Annotated in this window: 15 protein-coding genes; 5 read left to right on the top strand and 10 right to left on the bottom strand. The window is 35.5% G+C overall.

The window, feature by feature from the left end:
- Positions 1 to 342 precede the first annotated feature (342 nt).
- Positions 343 to 1,038, top strand: coding sequence for a hypothetical protein (locus MKX83_RS12915; RefSeq protein WP_341055735.1), 696 nt, complete (start codon positions 343 to 345; stop codon positions 1,036 to 1,038).
- Positions 1,039 to 1,663: 625 nt separating this feature from the next.
- On the opposite strand, the gene MKX83_RS12920 is transcribed toward MKX83_RS12915, so the two are convergent.
- A complete protein-coding gene (locus MKX83_RS12920) occupies positions 1,664 to 2,500 on the bottom strand; it encodes a LysM peptidoglycan-binding and 3D domain-containing protein (protein ID WP_322909414.1) in 837 nt (278 codons plus the stop codon).
- Between the two features lie 300 nt (positions 2,501 to 2,800).
- On the opposite strand from MKX83_RS12920, the gene yhfH reads away from it, so the two are divergent.
- On the top strand, positions 2,801 to 2,932 hold the full coding sequence (gene yhfH / locus MKX83_RS12925; protein WP_224936580.1) for a protein YhfH: 132 nt from the start codon (positions 2,801 to 2,803) through the stop codon (positions 2,930 to 2,932).
- 119 nt (positions 2,933 to 3,051) lie between these two features.
- On the opposite strand, the gene MKX83_RS12930 is transcribed toward yhfH, so the two are convergent.
- The gene (locus MKX83_RS12930) at positions 3,052 to 3,243 is read right to left on the bottom strand and encodes a cold-inducible protein YdjO-related protein (RefSeq protein WP_095373161.1); all 192 of its coding nucleotides are present in this window, start codon (positions 3,241 to 3,243) and stop codon (positions 3,052 to 3,054) included.
- A gap of 120 nt (positions 3,244 to 3,363) precedes the next feature.
- On the opposite strand from MKX83_RS12930, the gene MKX83_RS12935 reads away from it, so the two are divergent.
- A complete protein-coding gene (locus MKX83_RS12935) occupies positions 3,364 to 3,510 on the top strand; it encodes a hypothetical protein (RefSeq protein ID WP_095373160.1) in 147 nt (48 codons plus the stop codon).
- Positions 3,511 to 3,539: 29 nt separating this feature from the next.
- On the opposite strand, the gene MKX83_RS12940 is transcribed toward MKX83_RS12935, so the two are convergent.
- Positions 3,540 to 3,692: a hypothetical protein gene (locus tag MKX83_RS12940; RefSeq protein WP_341055737.1), complete on the bottom strand. Its 153-nt coding sequence runs from the start codon at positions 3,690 to 3,692 to the stop codon at positions 3,540 to 3,542.
- Positions 3,693 to 4,432: 740 nt separating this feature from the next.
- The gene (locus MKX83_RS12945; RefSeq protein ID WP_341055738.1) at positions 4,433 to 6,604 is read right to left on the bottom strand and encodes a collagen-like triple helix repeat-containing protein; all 2,172 of its coding nucleotides are present in this window, start codon (positions 6,602 to 6,604) and stop codon (positions 4,433 to 4,435) included.
- A 552-nt stretch (positions 6,605 to 7,156) separates the two neighbouring features.
- On the opposite strand from MKX83_RS12945, the gene MKX83_RS12950 reads away from it, so the two are divergent.
- A complete protein-coding gene (locus MKX83_RS12950; protein ID WP_224936585.1) occupies positions 7,157 to 8,641 on the top strand; it encodes an aldehyde dehydrogenase family protein in 1,485 nt (494 codons plus the stop codon).
- 43 nt (positions 8,642 to 8,684) lie between these two features.
- On the opposite strand, the gene MKX83_RS12955 is transcribed toward MKX83_RS12950, so the two are convergent.
- From MKX83_RS12955 to MKX83_RS12965, 3 genes are all read right to left on the bottom strand, one after another.
- Complete coding sequence (locus tag MKX83_RS12955) at positions 8,685 to 9,443, bottom strand: MerR family transcriptional regulator (RefSeq protein WP_095373157.1); 759 nt, start codon at positions 9,441 to 9,443, stop codon at positions 8,685 to 8,687.
- A 72-nt stretch (positions 9,444 to 9,515) separates the two neighbouring features.
- Complete coding sequence (locus MKX83_RS12960; protein WP_095373156.1) at positions 9,516 to 9,752, bottom strand: hypothetical protein; 237 nt, start codon at positions 9,750 to 9,752, stop codon at positions 9,516 to 9,518.
- A gap of 210 nt (positions 9,753 to 9,962) precedes the next feature.
- Positions 9,963 to 10,091 carry a hypothetical protein gene (locus tag MKX83_RS12965; RefSeq protein WP_341055739.1) on the bottom strand — a complete coding sequence of 43 codons (129 nt, stop codon included), beginning with the start codon at positions 10,089 to 10,091 and terminating at the stop codon, positions 9,963 to 9,965.
- 390 nt (positions 10,092 to 10,481) lie between these two features.
- On the opposite strand from MKX83_RS12965, the gene MKX83_RS12970 reads away from it, so the two are divergent.
- Positions 10,482 to 12,104 carry an ABC-F family ATP-binding cassette domain-containing protein gene (locus tag MKX83_RS12970; protein ID WP_095373155.1) on the top strand — a complete coding sequence of 541 codons (1,623 nt, stop codon included), beginning with the start codon at positions 10,482 to 10,484 and terminating at the stop codon, positions 12,102 to 12,104.
- Positions 12,105 to 12,233: 129 nt separating this feature from the next.
- Here MKX83_RS12970 and MKX83_RS12975 read toward each other — a convergent pair whose 3' ends face one another.
- From MKX83_RS12975 to MKX83_RS12985, 3 genes are all read right to left on the bottom strand, one after another.
- The gene (locus tag MKX83_RS12975) at positions 12,234 to 12,704 is read right to left on the bottom strand and encodes a DUF523 domain-containing protein (RefSeq protein WP_095373682.1); all 471 of its coding nucleotides are present in this window, start codon (positions 12,702 to 12,704) and stop codon (positions 12,234 to 12,236) included.
- Between the two features lie 143 nt (positions 12,705 to 12,847).
- Positions 12,848 to 14,035: a D-alanyl-D-alanine carboxypeptidase family protein gene (locus MKX83_RS12980; protein ID WP_341055740.1), complete on the bottom strand. Its 1,188-nt coding sequence runs from the start codon at positions 14,033 to 14,035 to the stop codon at positions 12,848 to 12,850.
- Positions 14,036 to 14,262: 227 nt separating this feature from the next.
- On the bottom strand, positions 14,263 to 15,207 hold the full coding sequence (locus MKX83_RS12985) for a glycine-rich domain-containing protein (RefSeq protein ID WP_341055741.1): 945 nt from the start codon (positions 15,205 to 15,207) through the stop codon (positions 14,263 to 14,265).
- Between the last annotated feature and the right edge of the window lie 84 nt (positions 15,208 to 15,291).

The following is a 15,291-nucleotide window of genomic DNA, read 5'->3' on the forward strand; positions in this document are numbered from 1 at the left end:
AAATTGTAAATATGTATACATTCAGTTTAAACGTTTATTAGAAAAACGTAAACTGATATACCCTCGCTTTTCTTCTTAAAAAAGCAAGTGAAAAAAACCTATTCAATTAGCATGGTTTCTTATGCTTATGGAAAATGGAGTTCTTTCATTTCTGACTCTCATTTTCTTTCGCATCCTGTCTATAGTACATACGTAAACGCCTGATAAATGGTTTCAAAAATTTTTCATTTAATAGGTGAGTGCCTATTATTGCCACAGTTTAACAACGACACTCATATGCTATAAAAACAGATCTGAAGGGAGGTTTATATTCTGTCTAAACATGAGCAAGTAACACCATCATTGTTTCTTAAGGAAAAAAACACTAGTAATCAAGATGTATATAGAAAAAATTATCTATCTGACCTTTTAGAAGAACAATCACAGCTTAATCATAAAGTATCAAAACAGCATCGCGATTTACAACATCAGTTAGAGGAGACGTATGAAGATTTAATGAGCTTTGCTAAAGATGAGAGTATACGCCACGAAAAAAATATACAGCAATACAATGAGGACTGGACTGCTCTTCAATCAGCCTACCAAGCTCAAGAGCAAAACCAACTCGAAATGAATGGTTATCTTCAACAAATTGAAAATAAAAACGAAGAATTACTAATTCAACTAAGAACTAGTCAGTCTTCATATGAAACTCTATTAGCACAATCATCTATTCAGGAAACAGCTATCTTAGAACTTTCACGAAAATTAGATAACCTTGAGAAACCGACTGAAAAAATCCTAGAGGAATTAACAGTCATTACCGATGATCAAGCTACTATTAAAGACAAAATAGAAACACAAGATATCTATCATCAATCTGTTATGGAAAAACTCGAATCTCAAGATGCACTTAATGAGAAATTATCAAGACAAATCGATCATTTAAAATCGATTATTTTTGAAAGAACAGCTTACCTTACAGAAAACTTTAAGTCACTCATTTCTCCAGTAAAAAGTTTTTTTGTTCATCATGAGGAGAAAAGCAAAAATAAATAAGTCCGGTTTATATTATTCCTTGCGCGATGATTTTGGTTTATTTTAATTGCCTCATCGCGCATTTATTTCCCCGTTGCACTCATCATCCGTAATTTCAGAAATTACATAATATAGATTTCTTCGTTTTATTAGTAATTTAACGAATCTATTGAAATGAGTGTTGTTTTTTCCTCCACTGATATGTTAAATCACTATAATGATTATTACCTTTCTTTTTCTCATTTTCCTTTTTAATAATGACAAGTGCATTCAACTTGCATATTGTTTATGTTGGACCTTAAGGCAGGTTTGGCACAGTCCAATAAACAGAACCTGAGTCTATAATAATTTTTTAGTAAAGAATAAGGATATATACTCCTAAAATCATAGCAAAAAATAACAAGGCAAAATAAGTTTAGTTCGTACATTGCGCAAGATGGTTGAGTAAAAAGGGGTTGTGCAACGTTCAAAGAAAAAAATATAATGAAACTTGAATACGAAATAGCAGTGATCACAACTCTTTCTTTCAGTCTAAGAAATACCCATAGAGCAAAAAAATCCGAACACATAAACCTTTATAGGTTTAAAATGTGTTCGGACTTGTCAGCTAACTATCATACTAGTTTAACCATTTTCTATTTAACAATTAATCTAAGATTGTTACTTTTACTGATTGTCTACCATAATTAATGGCATCCTCTTTATTTGGAATAAAGATATCAATTTTATTTCCTTTAATTGCACCGCCAGTATCTCCTGCGATTGCTTCACCATAACCTTCTACATATACTTTTGTGCCAAGTGGAATAACATTTGGATCAACTGAAATGACCTTCGCATCTGGATTCTCTTTTAAGTTAATCCCAGTTGCTGTTACACCAGAACACCCCTCACAAGATGCTGTATATGCAGTTGCTTCCATTGTAATTTCTTTTGCTCCTTCTTCTGAAGGGGTATTGTTTGTATTTTTCTCTTCCTTAGGTGCATCTACTGTCTCTGCAGGTTCTTCTTTTGCCTGTTCTTTGTTCGTATCTTCATTCACCACTGGTTTTTCTTCTTTAGTTGGTGTAGATTCGGTATTTTCTACCGGAGTATGTACCGGGCTTTCTTTTACGATACTACTCGGTGCACCGGGATATACAACAAGCTCTTGGCCAGGGTGTATCACTTCTGAACTTAAATTGTTCCAGTTTTTTATTGAATCAACCTTCACATCAAGCTCTTTTGCAATGCCCCAAAGCGTGTCGCCTTTATTTACTTTATATTTTTCTTCCTCATATACGTTTAACACATCTTCAATATAAATTGTATTTGAAGATAAGTTATTCCACTCTTTAACCTGTTCAACTGTCGTATTGTATTTTTGTGAGATGCTCCATATTGTATCTCCTTTTTTGACAGTTACTTCCTCGGCTTGCACGCTTGCTGCAGCTCCTCCTGCAATAGTTGCTACAGCTAAAAATGATAATACTGATTTTTTCATTTCGCATAACCTCCTGTATAGCTTGTATTAGCTAACGGTGATAATCATAACAAAAGTTCGTTACAGGAAAAGAACAGGACAATAATAATCTAATGACTTATATAACAGAAGTTTAACAAAATGAGGGTTGTTGCTTAATAAATGTATTAATAGTAATTCTTCTTCCTTAAAATGAAAATTTTTCTTCCTTTTTATTAAAAAATTCAAAAAATAGGTACACATTTTTATTTTAATCGTGTATACTGTATCATAACAGAAGGAATAATAAAATAATTGTTATATAAAAGGAGATGGAAGAAAATGATGAGTCCAGTAGAATTTTTTCAAACTTTACCTAAGAAGGTATGCCCAGAGTGCGGTCAAATAATGGAGGAACAAGCGGAATCCTACTTAATGGAATGTGATCGTTGTCTTTCAAAAAAAGGTGAATAGAACGACAAAAACCGTGTAGTCGCTGTAGACTACACGGTTTTTTGTATTAATCTTGCTAAAAATAAAGCGATTATCACAAAAATACTATGCTAATTGCTTTATTTTTAACTGGAGTCAAATTACATTAAGATTTCTGGGAGATCTCTTACTTCTAAAGTTGTGTCACTACCACATAAAGGGCATTTCAAATCTACAGATACAAAATCCTTTCTCATCCAGCCATTACATGTATTATCTAGACAAGCATATACATCCGTACTTAAAATCACTACTTCAGGTTTTTCTTCTTGTGCTTTTTTATTAAAAAACATCGTGATCCCCCTCTAAATTTTATCTTCTACTATTAGTATGGACAACTTTGCTTGGATTAATGAATTTAATTCTGTGTATTTTTTCGTAAGTAACGTAAACTATAAAAGAGGTGAATATAAATGTCATCAAAAGAAAAACGATATACAGTAGCAGGAACTGATATTAATGAAGTGAAACGACTGAATCAACAGTCTGGTTTATCTTATAATGAAGTGAAAGCATTATTAGCTGCAAAATATTTAAATTCAAAAAATGAGCGTAACTAAAGAAGCTGCCAGTAAGCAGCTTCTTTAACTTAATTCTGTGATTTTTTTCTTGGAATCGCGATGTCAACACCTTCAACAACATCCCAATTTTCATCTAAATTTTCTAAATCACCATTTAGCAAGGATAGATTCTCATAAAGATTTTTGGATTCACTTAAAGGCATATCCTCATACTCTTTCAAATCTGTTATCCTCCCTTCATGTAATACTATTGTGTTCAAATTTCACTGTTTCATACACTTCTCAAGCATTTATGTACTATTGTCCAACATGATTGCATAGATAGAAGCCATCACACTTGGAATCAATGGTCATCGATTTAAATAGCAGTGGAATAACTGTTCACATGATTAATATGAATACCTTCTTAGCTAAAAAAAGATAAGCCTATGACAAAAAACTTCTATTTCATTTTCCTTAGACTTTTGCAGAATTTGACTGGTTGATGAATATTAACATGAACACAGGTAGGTTGAAGGCTGGAAGAAATAAAAAGATAAACTCGGAGGAAAATTCCAAAAATATAATACAGAAGATTATTCTTTATTGAATACTTTTTTGCAAGTTGAAAGTAAATGGTTCCAACCTGAAGTTGCGGAAATTTGACAATGTAGCATAACAAAATTCAAAAAAATTAAAAACAGAAGTATTAAAAAATAATAAAGCAGCCATTACGGCTGCTTCGCGTTTTATTTATCGATCAATTTTAAGACAGTTTCGTATCCTGAACCCATATAATTAAACACAGTATCGTAAAAAATATGGATAACCTTATTTCTTCCTATTCTTTTTACCATAGGATTTATATTAAGAAGTTGTAACGTCATTATAACAAACCTCTATTATCTTATATTTATCCGTAAGTCCCATGTTGACATCCTCATTTGAAGGATAGCTTTTAACTTTTATTGATCTACTTTTGTTACGGAAAGCGTATTGCGTTAATGTCGATATTTAAAGCACTTGAAGAGGTTACATTTGTTGCTACTGTATAAGCTATTCTAAGTTCATATGTTGCAGTTCCAGTGGTAGTAGCAGTATTTACATTGGTTGATGCAACAGGAAATCTTGATGTACCTGCCGAACTAACACTTCTTTGAACGGAACGCGTATCAAGTAAAGTCCCATTAAGATATAGCCTTATTTGGAAGGTAAAATTAGCATTGGCCGTTGAAATAACATCAACTGATACCGCATAGTCAATTTTAATGTTTTGAGCAACTGTAGTTGGTACATTTAATGTAGCCACTGTCGTTTCAGTTCCAGTAGTTATTAGCGCAATTGGCCCTGCTACTTCTGTAAAAAATAATTGAGATCCAGTTCCTGTGGCTCCCGTTACTCCGGTCGCTCCTGTTGGACCGGTTGCACTTGTGACTCCTGTCACTCCTGTGGCTCCTGTTATTCCTGTTGGACCGGTTAATCCAGCCGTTCCTGTGGCTCCTGTTGTTCCTGTTATGCCAGTTATTCCGGTGGACCCTGTTATTCCCGTTGCTCCTGTTGGACCGGTTACTCCGGTCGTCCCGGTTGCGCCCGTTATTCCTGTTGCTCCTGTTATTCCGGTGGCTCCTGTGATTCCTGTTGTTCCTGTTGCTCCCGTTGTTCCAGTTAATCCGGTCGATCCTGTTACTCCGGTTGCTCCTGTGATTCCTGTTGTTCCTGTTATTCCTGTTGTTCCTGTTATTCCTGTTGTTCCTGTGACTCCGGTTGCTCCTGTTATTCCGGTGGCTCCTGCGATTCCTGTTGCTCCTGTTATTCCGGTTGTTCCTGTTAATCCAGTCGATCCTGTTACTCCTGTTACTCCGGTTGCTCCTGTGATTCCTGTTGCTCCGGTTATTCCTGTTATTCCGGTGGCTCCTGTTACTCCAGCCGTTCCTGTGGCTCCCGTTGTTCCAGTTAATCCGGTCGTTCCTGTTACTCCGGTTGCTCCGGTTGTTCCTGTTGTTCCTGTGATTCCTGTTGTTCCTGTGATTCCTGTTGTTCCTGTTAATCCAGTCGTTCCTGTTACTCCTGTTACTCCTGTTATTCCGGTGGCTCCCGTTACTCCGGTGGCTCCTGTGATTCCTGTTGTTCCTGGTGCTCCGGTTATTCCTGTTATTCCGGTGGCTCCTGTTACTCCAGCCGTTCCTGTGACCCCGGTTATTCCAGTCGTTCCCGTTGCTCCTGTTGGACCGATTACTCCGGTCGTCCCGGTAGCTCCTGTTATTCCGGTTTCTCCTGTGATTCCTGTTGCTCCTGTTATTCCCGTAGCTCCTGCGATTCCTGTAGCTCCAGTTACTCCTGCTGTTCCAGTTAATCCTGTTGGACCTGTATTACCTGTGACCCCGGTCAATCCGGTGGCTCCAGTTATTCCTGTTGTTCCTGTTAACCCTGTGGCACCTGTTATTCCGGTGACTCCCGTAGCACCGGTTAATCCTGTCACTCCAGTCGATCCTGTTGGACCAGTTAATCCGGTTATTCCTGTGTTACCTGCGATTCCTGTGGATCCCGTGGAACCGGTTACTCCCGTCGTTCCTGTTGTTCCGGTCGCTCCGGTTAATCCTATTGCTCCGGTCGCCCCTGTATTACCTGCAACTCCTGTGGATCCCGTGGCACCGGTTACTCCGGTCGCCCCCGTGGCTCCTGTAACTCCACTCAAACCTGTAATTCCACTAGCTGTCGCATTAAAACTCTCTGGGCCAACACGTGTTACATCTGAATTAACTGCACCAGTAATATTACGAACATAGGCAGTATATATTAAAAACCCAGAACCTTTGGGGACATTGTAATCTGAAGCGGAAAATGCGTACTCTTGAGGACCGTCCTCAGAACCATTAAGAACAATAGTCTTGATACCTGTAAAAATAGTATTAGCATTAGGATTAGTCCCTCGAACAATTTTTAATTCTACAAAATTTGTATAAGTACTGGCTGTGGGACTTAATTTTAAAGTAATAATACCGTCAAATTGAACACGAATGTTTGAAGTGGGGATTGCTTCACTAACATTAAGGCCAACTTGTCCCCAAATTTGGTAAGCAGATGAAGTTGGAATGTTTATAGAATTGGCATAGGAAGCATTTTGAGATATTATTCCATCAAAGAATTCTGGCATAGGTTGTCACCTTCCTTTTTATAGAGAATACAAGTGAATTTAATTTAAATTAACTTTCTAATTAATTTATGAAATTTGGAACAAAAGTGGAACGGCACATTTATTGATCTTTGAAAAAACTGAGATTAAATAAATGATAAAATTTTGTCGCATTTTAATTAAAAGTACAAGAAATAAATAAAAAAATTCGACATAAAATCTAAAAATAGAATTAAAGACCTTTTCCTATATGCTCATGAGTATGTTGAAAAAGTCACTTCTTGTTGGAATACAAATGTATTTTCACACGGCTCTAGGATGAATATAATACCTGTTAATCCACGCATACATATAGATATCAATTCCGATGTTAAACCTTTACATTAGTGCTGTCCGATAAATAGCTTCTTTCTTATATTCATTAAATGTTATGTCGAATATAGACAGAAAATTATAAATCTTCTTAGTTGATTTATAATTTTAAAAAATGGTACTATATTCATGTAAACGGTTTCTATGCTTAACAATTCCAGCCATGAGAGTACATAGACACTATTTTTAAGGAGGAATTCGATGAGTCAGTTAACTGTAAGTGTGAAAGAAAAGGTGGAGAAATTTTTAAGTGGAAAGAAAAAGCTGTATATTAATGGGGAGTTTGTCGAAAGCAAATCAGGCAAAACATTCGAATCATATAACCCAGCGACAGGTGAAGTACTCGCCCATGTTTATGAAGCTGACAAGGAAGACATTGATTTAGCGGTCAAAGCAGCTCGCGAGGCATTTGATAATGGTAAATGGTCAAAGATCTCTGCTGCACAACGCAGTCGACTTCTCTATAAACTTGCCGACTTAATGGAAGAGAATAGTGAAGAATTAGCACAATTAGAAACCTTAGATAACGGAAAGCCTATTAGAGAAACAACAAATGCCGATATCCCACTAGCTGTAGAGCATATGCGTTATTATGCTGGCTGGTCAACAAAAATCGTAGGACAGACGATACCGGTAAGTGGTCCATTCTTTAATTATACAAGACATGAACCTGTGGGAGTAGTAGGACAAATCATCCCATGGAACTTCCCATTGTTAATGGCTATGTGGAAAATTGGTGCAGCACTAGCTAGCGGTTGTACGGTTGTATTAAAGCCAGCTGAACAAACTCCTCTATCTGCTCTCTATTTAGCAGAACTAGTCGAGGAAGCTGGATTCCCTAAAGGTGTCATTAATATTGTTCCTGGATTTGGTGAAACGGCAGGTAGTCCATTAGTGGATCATCCATTGGTCGACAAAATTGCTTTTACTGGCTCTACTGAAGTCGGTAAATCGATTATGTCAAGTGCTTCTAAAACATTAAAAAGAGTAACGCTAGAGCTTGGCGGTAAATCACCTAATATTATCTTACCTGATGCTGACCTTTCAAAAGCGATTCCAGGGGCACTAAATGGTGTCATGTTTAACCAAGGTCAAGTGTGCTGTGCCGGTTCTCGTGTGTTCATTCAGAAGAAACAATTTGATAATGTAGTGGCTGATATGGCAAGCCATGCTAAGAATATCAAACAAGGAGCAGGTATACATGCTGACACAGAAATTGGACCACTGGTGTCAACTGAACAACAAAAACGAGTCCTTGGTTATATTGAAAAAGGTGTAAGTGAAGGTGCAGAGCTTGTCGTAGGAGGAACGAAACCACAGGATGATGGCTATTTTGTTTCACCAACAATCTTTGCAAATGTGCAAGATGACATGACGATTGCTAAGGAAGAGATATTCGGTCCAGTTATTTCCGCAATGCCATATGAAGATTTGGATGAACTTATTGATCGGGCTAATCGCTCAGAATATGGTTTGGCTGCGGGAGTATGGACACGTGATGTAGCAAATGCTCATTATATTGCAAATAAACTTCGAGCAGGCACTGTTTGGGTTAACTGTTATAATGCTTTTGATGCTGCTTCACCATTTGGTGGCTACAAACAGTCTGGAATCGGTCGTGAAATGGGTTCCTATGCTCTTGATAATTATACTGAAGTGAAAAGTGTCTGGATTTCAATGAAATAATATAGAATAAAAAAAGAGTAGCCAAAAAATGGCTACTCTTTTTTTAAGCATATGCTAAAATACTGTCTCTTAAAAGTCGAGCAGCCCCAACACCTGCTTTTTCATCGTAATATTGTGTAAATCTCTCATCAGCGATATACATGTCTGCCAAACCTTTATGTGCCTCAGAAGAATAAGTCGACCATGTATATTGTAACCATTTTTTGTGTAACATCACGATTTGCTTCGCATCTTCTTTTTGTTGATTTTTTTGTTGATTGAATTGTTTTAGTCTTTCAATCAATTCACTCTCAATCTCTTGCATCTCTTTATAGCTTTCCTCTGACATTCCCATCCATGATTGATTTGCCTCTTCTACTGCTTCCTCTCCATATTTTTCTCGAATTTCCTCTCCGAACTTGTTTTCGTTTTCCTCTATTCTCTTCTTTTTGAATGCGGCAAATTTTTCTTCGTTACTCATTTCTATCTCTCCTTTATGATAAGCAATTGTATCTTCAACTGCTTTTATTAGGCTGTCAATATGATGTCTTTTTTCTACTAATGCCTCATAATGCGTGTGTAATATACTTTGAATAGAAGAATCCTCAGATGATGACAAAATCTTTTGAATATCTGATAGCTTAAAATTTAATTCTCGATAGAATAAAATTTGTTGCAGCCTATCGATTTCTCTTGTTGAATAGAAGCGATAACCTGCCTCGTTGACATTTGCTGGTTTTAATAAATTTATTTCATCGTAATATCTTAATGTTCGCGTACTTACACCCGACATTTGAGCCATCTGTTTGATTGAATATAACATCACTTCACCTCCTAATCACTACACTAAATGTTGACGTTGCGTTAAGGTCAATAGAAAAATAAAATAACTTTTTTATTTTTTAGCTAGCCACATGGTCCAACGATCACTCTCCACAATCTTCTTATCACCTAACTGTTTATCTATATACTCAACTAATCTTTCTAATTGTACATCATCTAATTCATGAAGAATACTTCTGCCGCTCCTTGCTTTGATATCCTCAAGCAATGTTTCTTTTAGGGTATATGTGTTTCTTGTTTCCCAAAGCTTGAAAGTCTGTATATCAGTAAATCCTGTTTTCTGTAGCATGTTCTATACAATCGCATAATCATGTCTTCTTTGAACTTCTCTTGTTAATAAGTCAGGATACAAATCAAAAATAAAACCCCTTATATGTGTAGATGTTCCTTTCAAACAACAATCCTCTATTAAAAGATATTGAATATACTTATTGAATGTTAAAAAAATAGAGAGGTGAAAAATTCACCTCTCTAAAATAATCCTATGTAGTTACCATGCTTAGTTAGAAGCAGATGGCATTGCTTTACATGGCTGAATGGTTAATAATGATCTTGGTTTTGTAAGGCTCACTTTAATACCAGCTTTTTTTAAACGGTTCACTAAATCTACGAACTGTGTTTTCTCCATTTATAAAACTCCTTTTTTCCTGCCTTTATACTTTATATATTAAAGGATAATTATGAAAAAACTATGAACAATCCTTTATTTTTTTCCTTCTTTTATAACTTTTTTGTGAAAAAAGTATAAAAGGATTATGATTTTGTTGGATAAAGTGAAAACTTGCTTGTATGTATTGTCCAACGCATCGCATTGTCTATTTTATCATTACTTACCCTTTTAGAATTATGACAAAACCTCAACAATTTCATTTCAAACCATATGTATTTATATTCGCTTTAAAGGGGTAAAATCCCTCTATTTTTTCATGTTTTTCAAATAAATATGATCTAGATTAACACTGTGACTTGAGTTAATGTTATAATTTTATCGATTATGATGCATGGAGGAATATAATTAATGCTAACTGTTACAAACGTAGGTCTCCGCTATGGCGATCGCAAATTATTCGAAGATGTTAATATTAAGTTTACACCTGGCAATTGCTATGGTTTAATCGGCGCAAATGGTGCGGGTAAATCCACCTTTTTAAAAATTTTATCTGGCGAAATTGAATCACAGTCCGGGAATGTTAGCTTAGGACCAGGGGAACGGCTTGCAGTCTTAAAGCAAGACCATTTTGAATATGAAGAATATGAAGTATTAAAAGTGGTTATTATGGGTCATGCACGCCTTTATGAAGTAATGCAAGAGAAGGATGCTATTTACATGAAAGCAGATTTCTCAGATGAAGATGGTATGAGAGCTGCTGAATTAGAAGGTGAGTTTGCTGAGTTAAATGGTTGGGAAGCAGAATCCGAAGCGGCTATTTTACTTAAAGGTCTCGGCATTCCAGAAGAATTGCATATGAAGAAAATGGCTGATTTATCAGGTGGAGACAAAGTAAAAGTATTGCTTGCTCAAGCATTGTTTGGAAAGCCTGATGTTTTATTACTAGATGAACCGACGAACCACTTGGATATTAAAGCAATTGCATGGCTAGAGGAGTTTTTAATTAACTTCGAAAACACAGTCATCGTTGTATCTCATGACCGTCATTTCCTAAATAAAGTCTGTACTCATATTGCTGACTTAGATTTCGGTAAAATTCAAATTTATGTCGGTAACTATGATTTCTGGTATGAATCAAGTCAATTAGCACAAAGAATGGCACAGGATGCAAATAAGAAAAAAGAAGAAAAAATTAAAGAACTACAAAACTTTATTGCTCGTTTTAGTGCGAACGCGTCAAAATCTAAGCAAGCAACATCTAGAAAAAAATTACTTGATAAAATTTCTTTAGATGACATTAGACCGTCCTCAAGACGTTATCCGTATGTAGGGTTTTCACCTGACCGTGAAATTGGTAACGACTTATTAAGAGTAGATGGACTATCAAAAACAATTGACGGTGTGAAAGTGCTTGATAATATAAGCTTTATTATGAATAAAGACGATAAAATTGCCCTTGTGGGTACAAATGAACTTGCTAAAACAACTTTATTCAAAATTCTGATGGGTGAAATGGATCCAGATGAAGGTTCATTTAAATGGGGGGTAACAACTTCTCAAGCTTACTTTCCAAAGGATAACTCAAATTTCTTTGAAAATAGTGAGCTGAATTTAGTCGAATGGCTCCGTCAATATTCTCCTGAAGATGAAAGTGAAAGCTTCCTTCGTGGCTTTTTAGGTCGTATGCTCTTCTCAGGTGAAGAAGTATTGAAGAAAGCAAGCGTGCTTTCAGGTGGAGAAAAAGTTCGCTGTATGCTATCAAAAATGATGCTAAGTGGTTCAAACGTACTTTTACTTGACGAACCTACTAACCATTTAGACTTAGAATCCATTACCGCTTTAAATAATGGTTTAATTGCCTTTAAAGGTTCGATGATTTTTGCATCACATGACCATCAATTTATCCAAACGATTGCTAACCGAATTATTGAAATCACACCAAACGGTATCGTAGACAAACAAGTAACTTATGATGAATACCTTGAAAACGATGAGCTACAAAAGCAAATCGCCAAAATGTATCAGGCATAATTGTAAGAAAGCTGGTAGCCATATACGGCTACCAGCTTCTTTAAATGGATATGTAAAGTCGCGAATACCTGAGGACACTCAAAGTTGTATCTATAACAAACACCTACGTAAAAATACATAAATATATCCTTAGTTAATTTCAAGTATTGAATATTCATTAAAGTTATTTTCCGAAATGACTTTAAAACCATTTTTTCTTAATAAGGCTGTTGTGACACCATTACCAACTATTTGTTCCCCTTTGAATTCTCCATTGTAAATAACTGAACTACCACATGATGGACTATTTTCCTTAAGGATAATTGTATCTGCTCCCAACTCTTGAGCTTTTTTTAATGTAGCATATGCACCGTTGATATATTGTTTTGTAACATCCTTACCTGACTTTTCGATCACTTTTGCTTTTCCGTCTAATACATCTTCACCATCTCCGCCCACGATTTCAGCTGGCTCTCTTGGCGTCGTAAAACCTCCGAGTAATTCCGGACAAACAGTCATCGCTTGATTCTCTAATAAAAGTTTCTGGATTCTTTCGTCTAAACTATTAGATCCATTATATCTTACATTCATTCCTGCCAGACATGCACTTACTACTATCATGTTTTCACCGCCATTTGTTAGTCCCAAACAATCTTTTCTATTGATAATAGTAACATAATTCTTTCTTTTTAAAGTTATATTCTCACATTTACTCACTTCTATATAAAAGCAAAAAAGCACAGTAAAGTTACTGCGCTTCCTTCCTACCATCTTCTATTATGGATATCATATCGGTTACGTTTCCTCATTTTTCGTATAAATAAGAAAACCACTATCAAAATGATGGCAACCGAGCCTATAGCAATATAAATAATAAGAGTCGGATTTTCCTTCTCAGTATCATCACTAGCTTCATTCATCGTATGATGGTTCGCTACCTCTTGTTTAGGCTGTTCTCTTTCCAAAGTTATTTCTTGTATCACTTTGTCATTATTATCCACGATTTCTAATACACCTTGATTATTTAAGTGTTCTGTAAATCCTTCAATCGGTAAAGATACCTTGTAGCTATTTTCTGTCGGTTGAAACACTTTTTCACCAACAAAATATTCTTGTTCAGGGACAAGTTCTTTATTTTCATAATGAGAGAAACTGTAATCAAAGATGGTTTTGGTGTCTTTATAAATATCACGTTTAAAATCTGCTTTCATAACAATCGCTGTTAATGCCAATTTCCCATTATCTGCAGTAGATGCGAGTGTTTGTTTAGATTCACTGACAAATCCAGTCTTCCCACCAGTAATCCATTCGTACGGTCTTTGTCCAGTTAGGAGTTGATGATGGCTAATGAGTGTCGTATCCCAAGATTCACCATCCCATTTTAATTCTACAGTACCGAAAACTTCAGCGAAGGTCTCGTTTTTCATAGCATAATTTGTGATGATTGCCATATCCTTTGCCGTTGTATAATGGTTTTCGGAAAATAATCCGTGGGGGTTCGTAAAATGAGTCTCGGTCACTTTTATTTTATTTCGCATGTAAGCATTCAATTTTTTCGAAAAATTCTCTTCATTACCTTCCAAATGAATGGCAATTGCCTTTGCCGCATCATTACCTGAGTTAATGAGCATTCCTTGAACGAGCTTTTTTAAAGTTACCTGCTCGCCCTCTTCTAAGTATACTTTTGTCCCATCAACATCTACTGCTTCTTTAGAAATGGTAACCACATCATTTAAGTTTCCGTTTTCAATTGCGAAAATAGCGGTTGCAATTTTAGTTAAACTTGCTGGATACATTTTTGTGTTTGCATTTTTTTCATACAATATAGCGCCCGTTTCTGTTTCCATAACGATTGCCGTTTCACTGACAATTTCTGGTTCATCATCCTTTGCATATGCTTGTGTACCTAATAACATGAGGAATAGGAAGATGATCATCCATTTTTTCTTCATTCATCCACTTCCATTTCTAGTGCTTTTTACCCTATTGAATTGTACCAAAAAAATTAGACTTAATTAAAGATGATAACAAATTGTTACATAATTGAAAGAACATTGTCGTATTTTGTAATAACTTAACTAATACTAGTGATCAGAACTAAACTTATTACGCACCTAATTTTTTGTCATAAAAAAGAGCATCCTTTATTTAGATGCCCTAATTTACTAATTATATGATTTTAACTACTGCCGCAGCCTCCACCGCAACTCCCACCTGAATCACCACTAGAACAAGAACTATCATTGGAAGGTGACGATGCATCACTAGCACAGGCAAAACCACTACATGAAGAAGAAGTAAAGCTATTCTTAGCTATCTCTTCAGGTAAATAACTACTTACCGCTTCCTCAAAATTGTCATAATCATACATTGAAAAATAAATGCTTATAAAAAGAATACTTTGGTGGGGAAATACGGACTTTGATTGCAAACTCTTATCTTGATTTTCATGAAAATCAGTTGCTAATTTAATATTTTCTTTTATCGATTGAATTAATTCCAATTGGATATTCTTCCATTTAGAATGAGTCCGAAAATAAGTCATTAACAATTCTTTTTCACTTAAAGCTTTAAAATCAGCTATAATTTGCGGGTGCAAAGGTTTTCTCATAAAAGATCCCCATATTTTCACACTATTCTCAGATGGTTGGAAATAACTTAAATACAAAAAGTCAAAAAATGCTCTTTCATTATGTGCAGATTGATTGCCACCAATGTTAGGGGTATGGTGTAAATATTGACCAAATAATTGCTGGCAAAACTCAGCATATTTTTGTGTAAACAAAATCATTTCATGCCATAATGCATCTACTTTGCTACTATACATGGGTACTGTTTTAAACAAGCTACATAAAAAGAAATATCTTTTCAATTCCATGAAAAGCCAATCAAATTCATGATCTTTCCATTTTGGATGTTCTTTTAGCACACGATTTCTTAACTGCCTTTTATCACTTTCAGTAAATGAATTCTCTACTTGATGAACTAAAGAATGTGCTATCGGCTGAACTAAACCAAGATTATTCGGGATTGGCAATTCCTTTAAAGGTTTTACAGTCGGTTTTAAGAATTTGGCAAATACGAGAATCATGATGATAAATAAAATTATAAATAAGTACAACATTCTCTCTTCCCCCCTCTCGCTCATTATACACAAGATATTGGCACCCCACCATAAATTTGGAAGATTATAACCAAGCATTCAAAA

The organism is Cytobacillus sp. FSL M8-0252 (assembly GCF_038007345.1).
Taxonomy (GTDB): domain Bacteria; phylum Bacillota; class Bacilli; order Bacillales; family Cytobacillaceae; genus Cytobacillus; species Cytobacillus kochii.

Coding starts and splice junctions, on each gene's coding strand:
- MKX83_RS12920 (WP_322909414.1), bottom strand. CDS start 2,500: ATGAAAAAATCAGTATTATCATTTTTAGCTGTAGCAACTATTGCAGGA.
- yhfH (WP_224936580.1), top strand. CDS start 2,801: ATGATGAGTCCAGTAGAATTTTTTCAAACTTTACCTAAGAAGGTATGC.
- MKX83_RS12930 (WP_095373161.1), bottom strand. CDS start 3,243: ATGTTTTTTAATAAAAAAGCACAAGAAGAAAAACCTGAAGTAGTGATT.
- MKX83_RS12935 (WP_095373160.1), top strand. CDS start 3,364: ATGTCATCAAAAGAAAAACGATATACAGTAGCAGGAACTGATATTAAT.
- MKX83_RS12945 (WP_341055738.1), bottom strand. CDS start 6,604: ATGCCAGAATTCTTTGATGGAATAATATCTCAAAATGCTTCCTATGCC.
- MKX83_RS12950 (WP_224936585.1), top strand. CDS start 7,157: ATGAGTCAGTTAACTGTAAGTGTGAAAGAAAAGGTGGAGAAATTTTTA.
- MKX83_RS12955 (WP_095373157.1), bottom strand. CDS start 9,443: ATGTTATATTCAATCAAACAGATGGCTCAAATGTCGGGTGTAAGTACG.
- MKX83_RS12960 (WP_095373156.1), bottom strand. CDS start 9,752: ATGCTACAGAAAACAGGATTTACTGATATACAGACTTTCAAGCTTTGG.
- MKX83_RS12965 (WP_341055739.1), bottom strand. CDS start 10,091: ATGGAGAAAACACAGTTCGTAGATTTAGTGAACCGTTTAAAAAAAGCT.
- MKX83_RS12970 (WP_095373155.1), top strand. CDS start 10,482: ATGCTAACTGTTACAAACGTAGGTCTCCGCTATGGCGATCGCAAATTA.
- MKX83_RS12975 (WP_095373682.1), bottom strand. CDS start 12,704: ATGATAGTAGTAAGTGCATGTCTGGCAGGAATGAATGTAAGATATAAT.
- MKX83_RS12980 (WP_341055740.1), bottom strand. CDS start 14,035: ATGAAGAAAAAATGGATGATCATCTTCCTATTCCTCATGTTATTAGGT.
- MKX83_RS12985 (WP_341055741.1), bottom strand. CDS start 15,207: ATGTTGTACTTATTTATAATTTTATTTATCATCATGATTCTCGTATTT.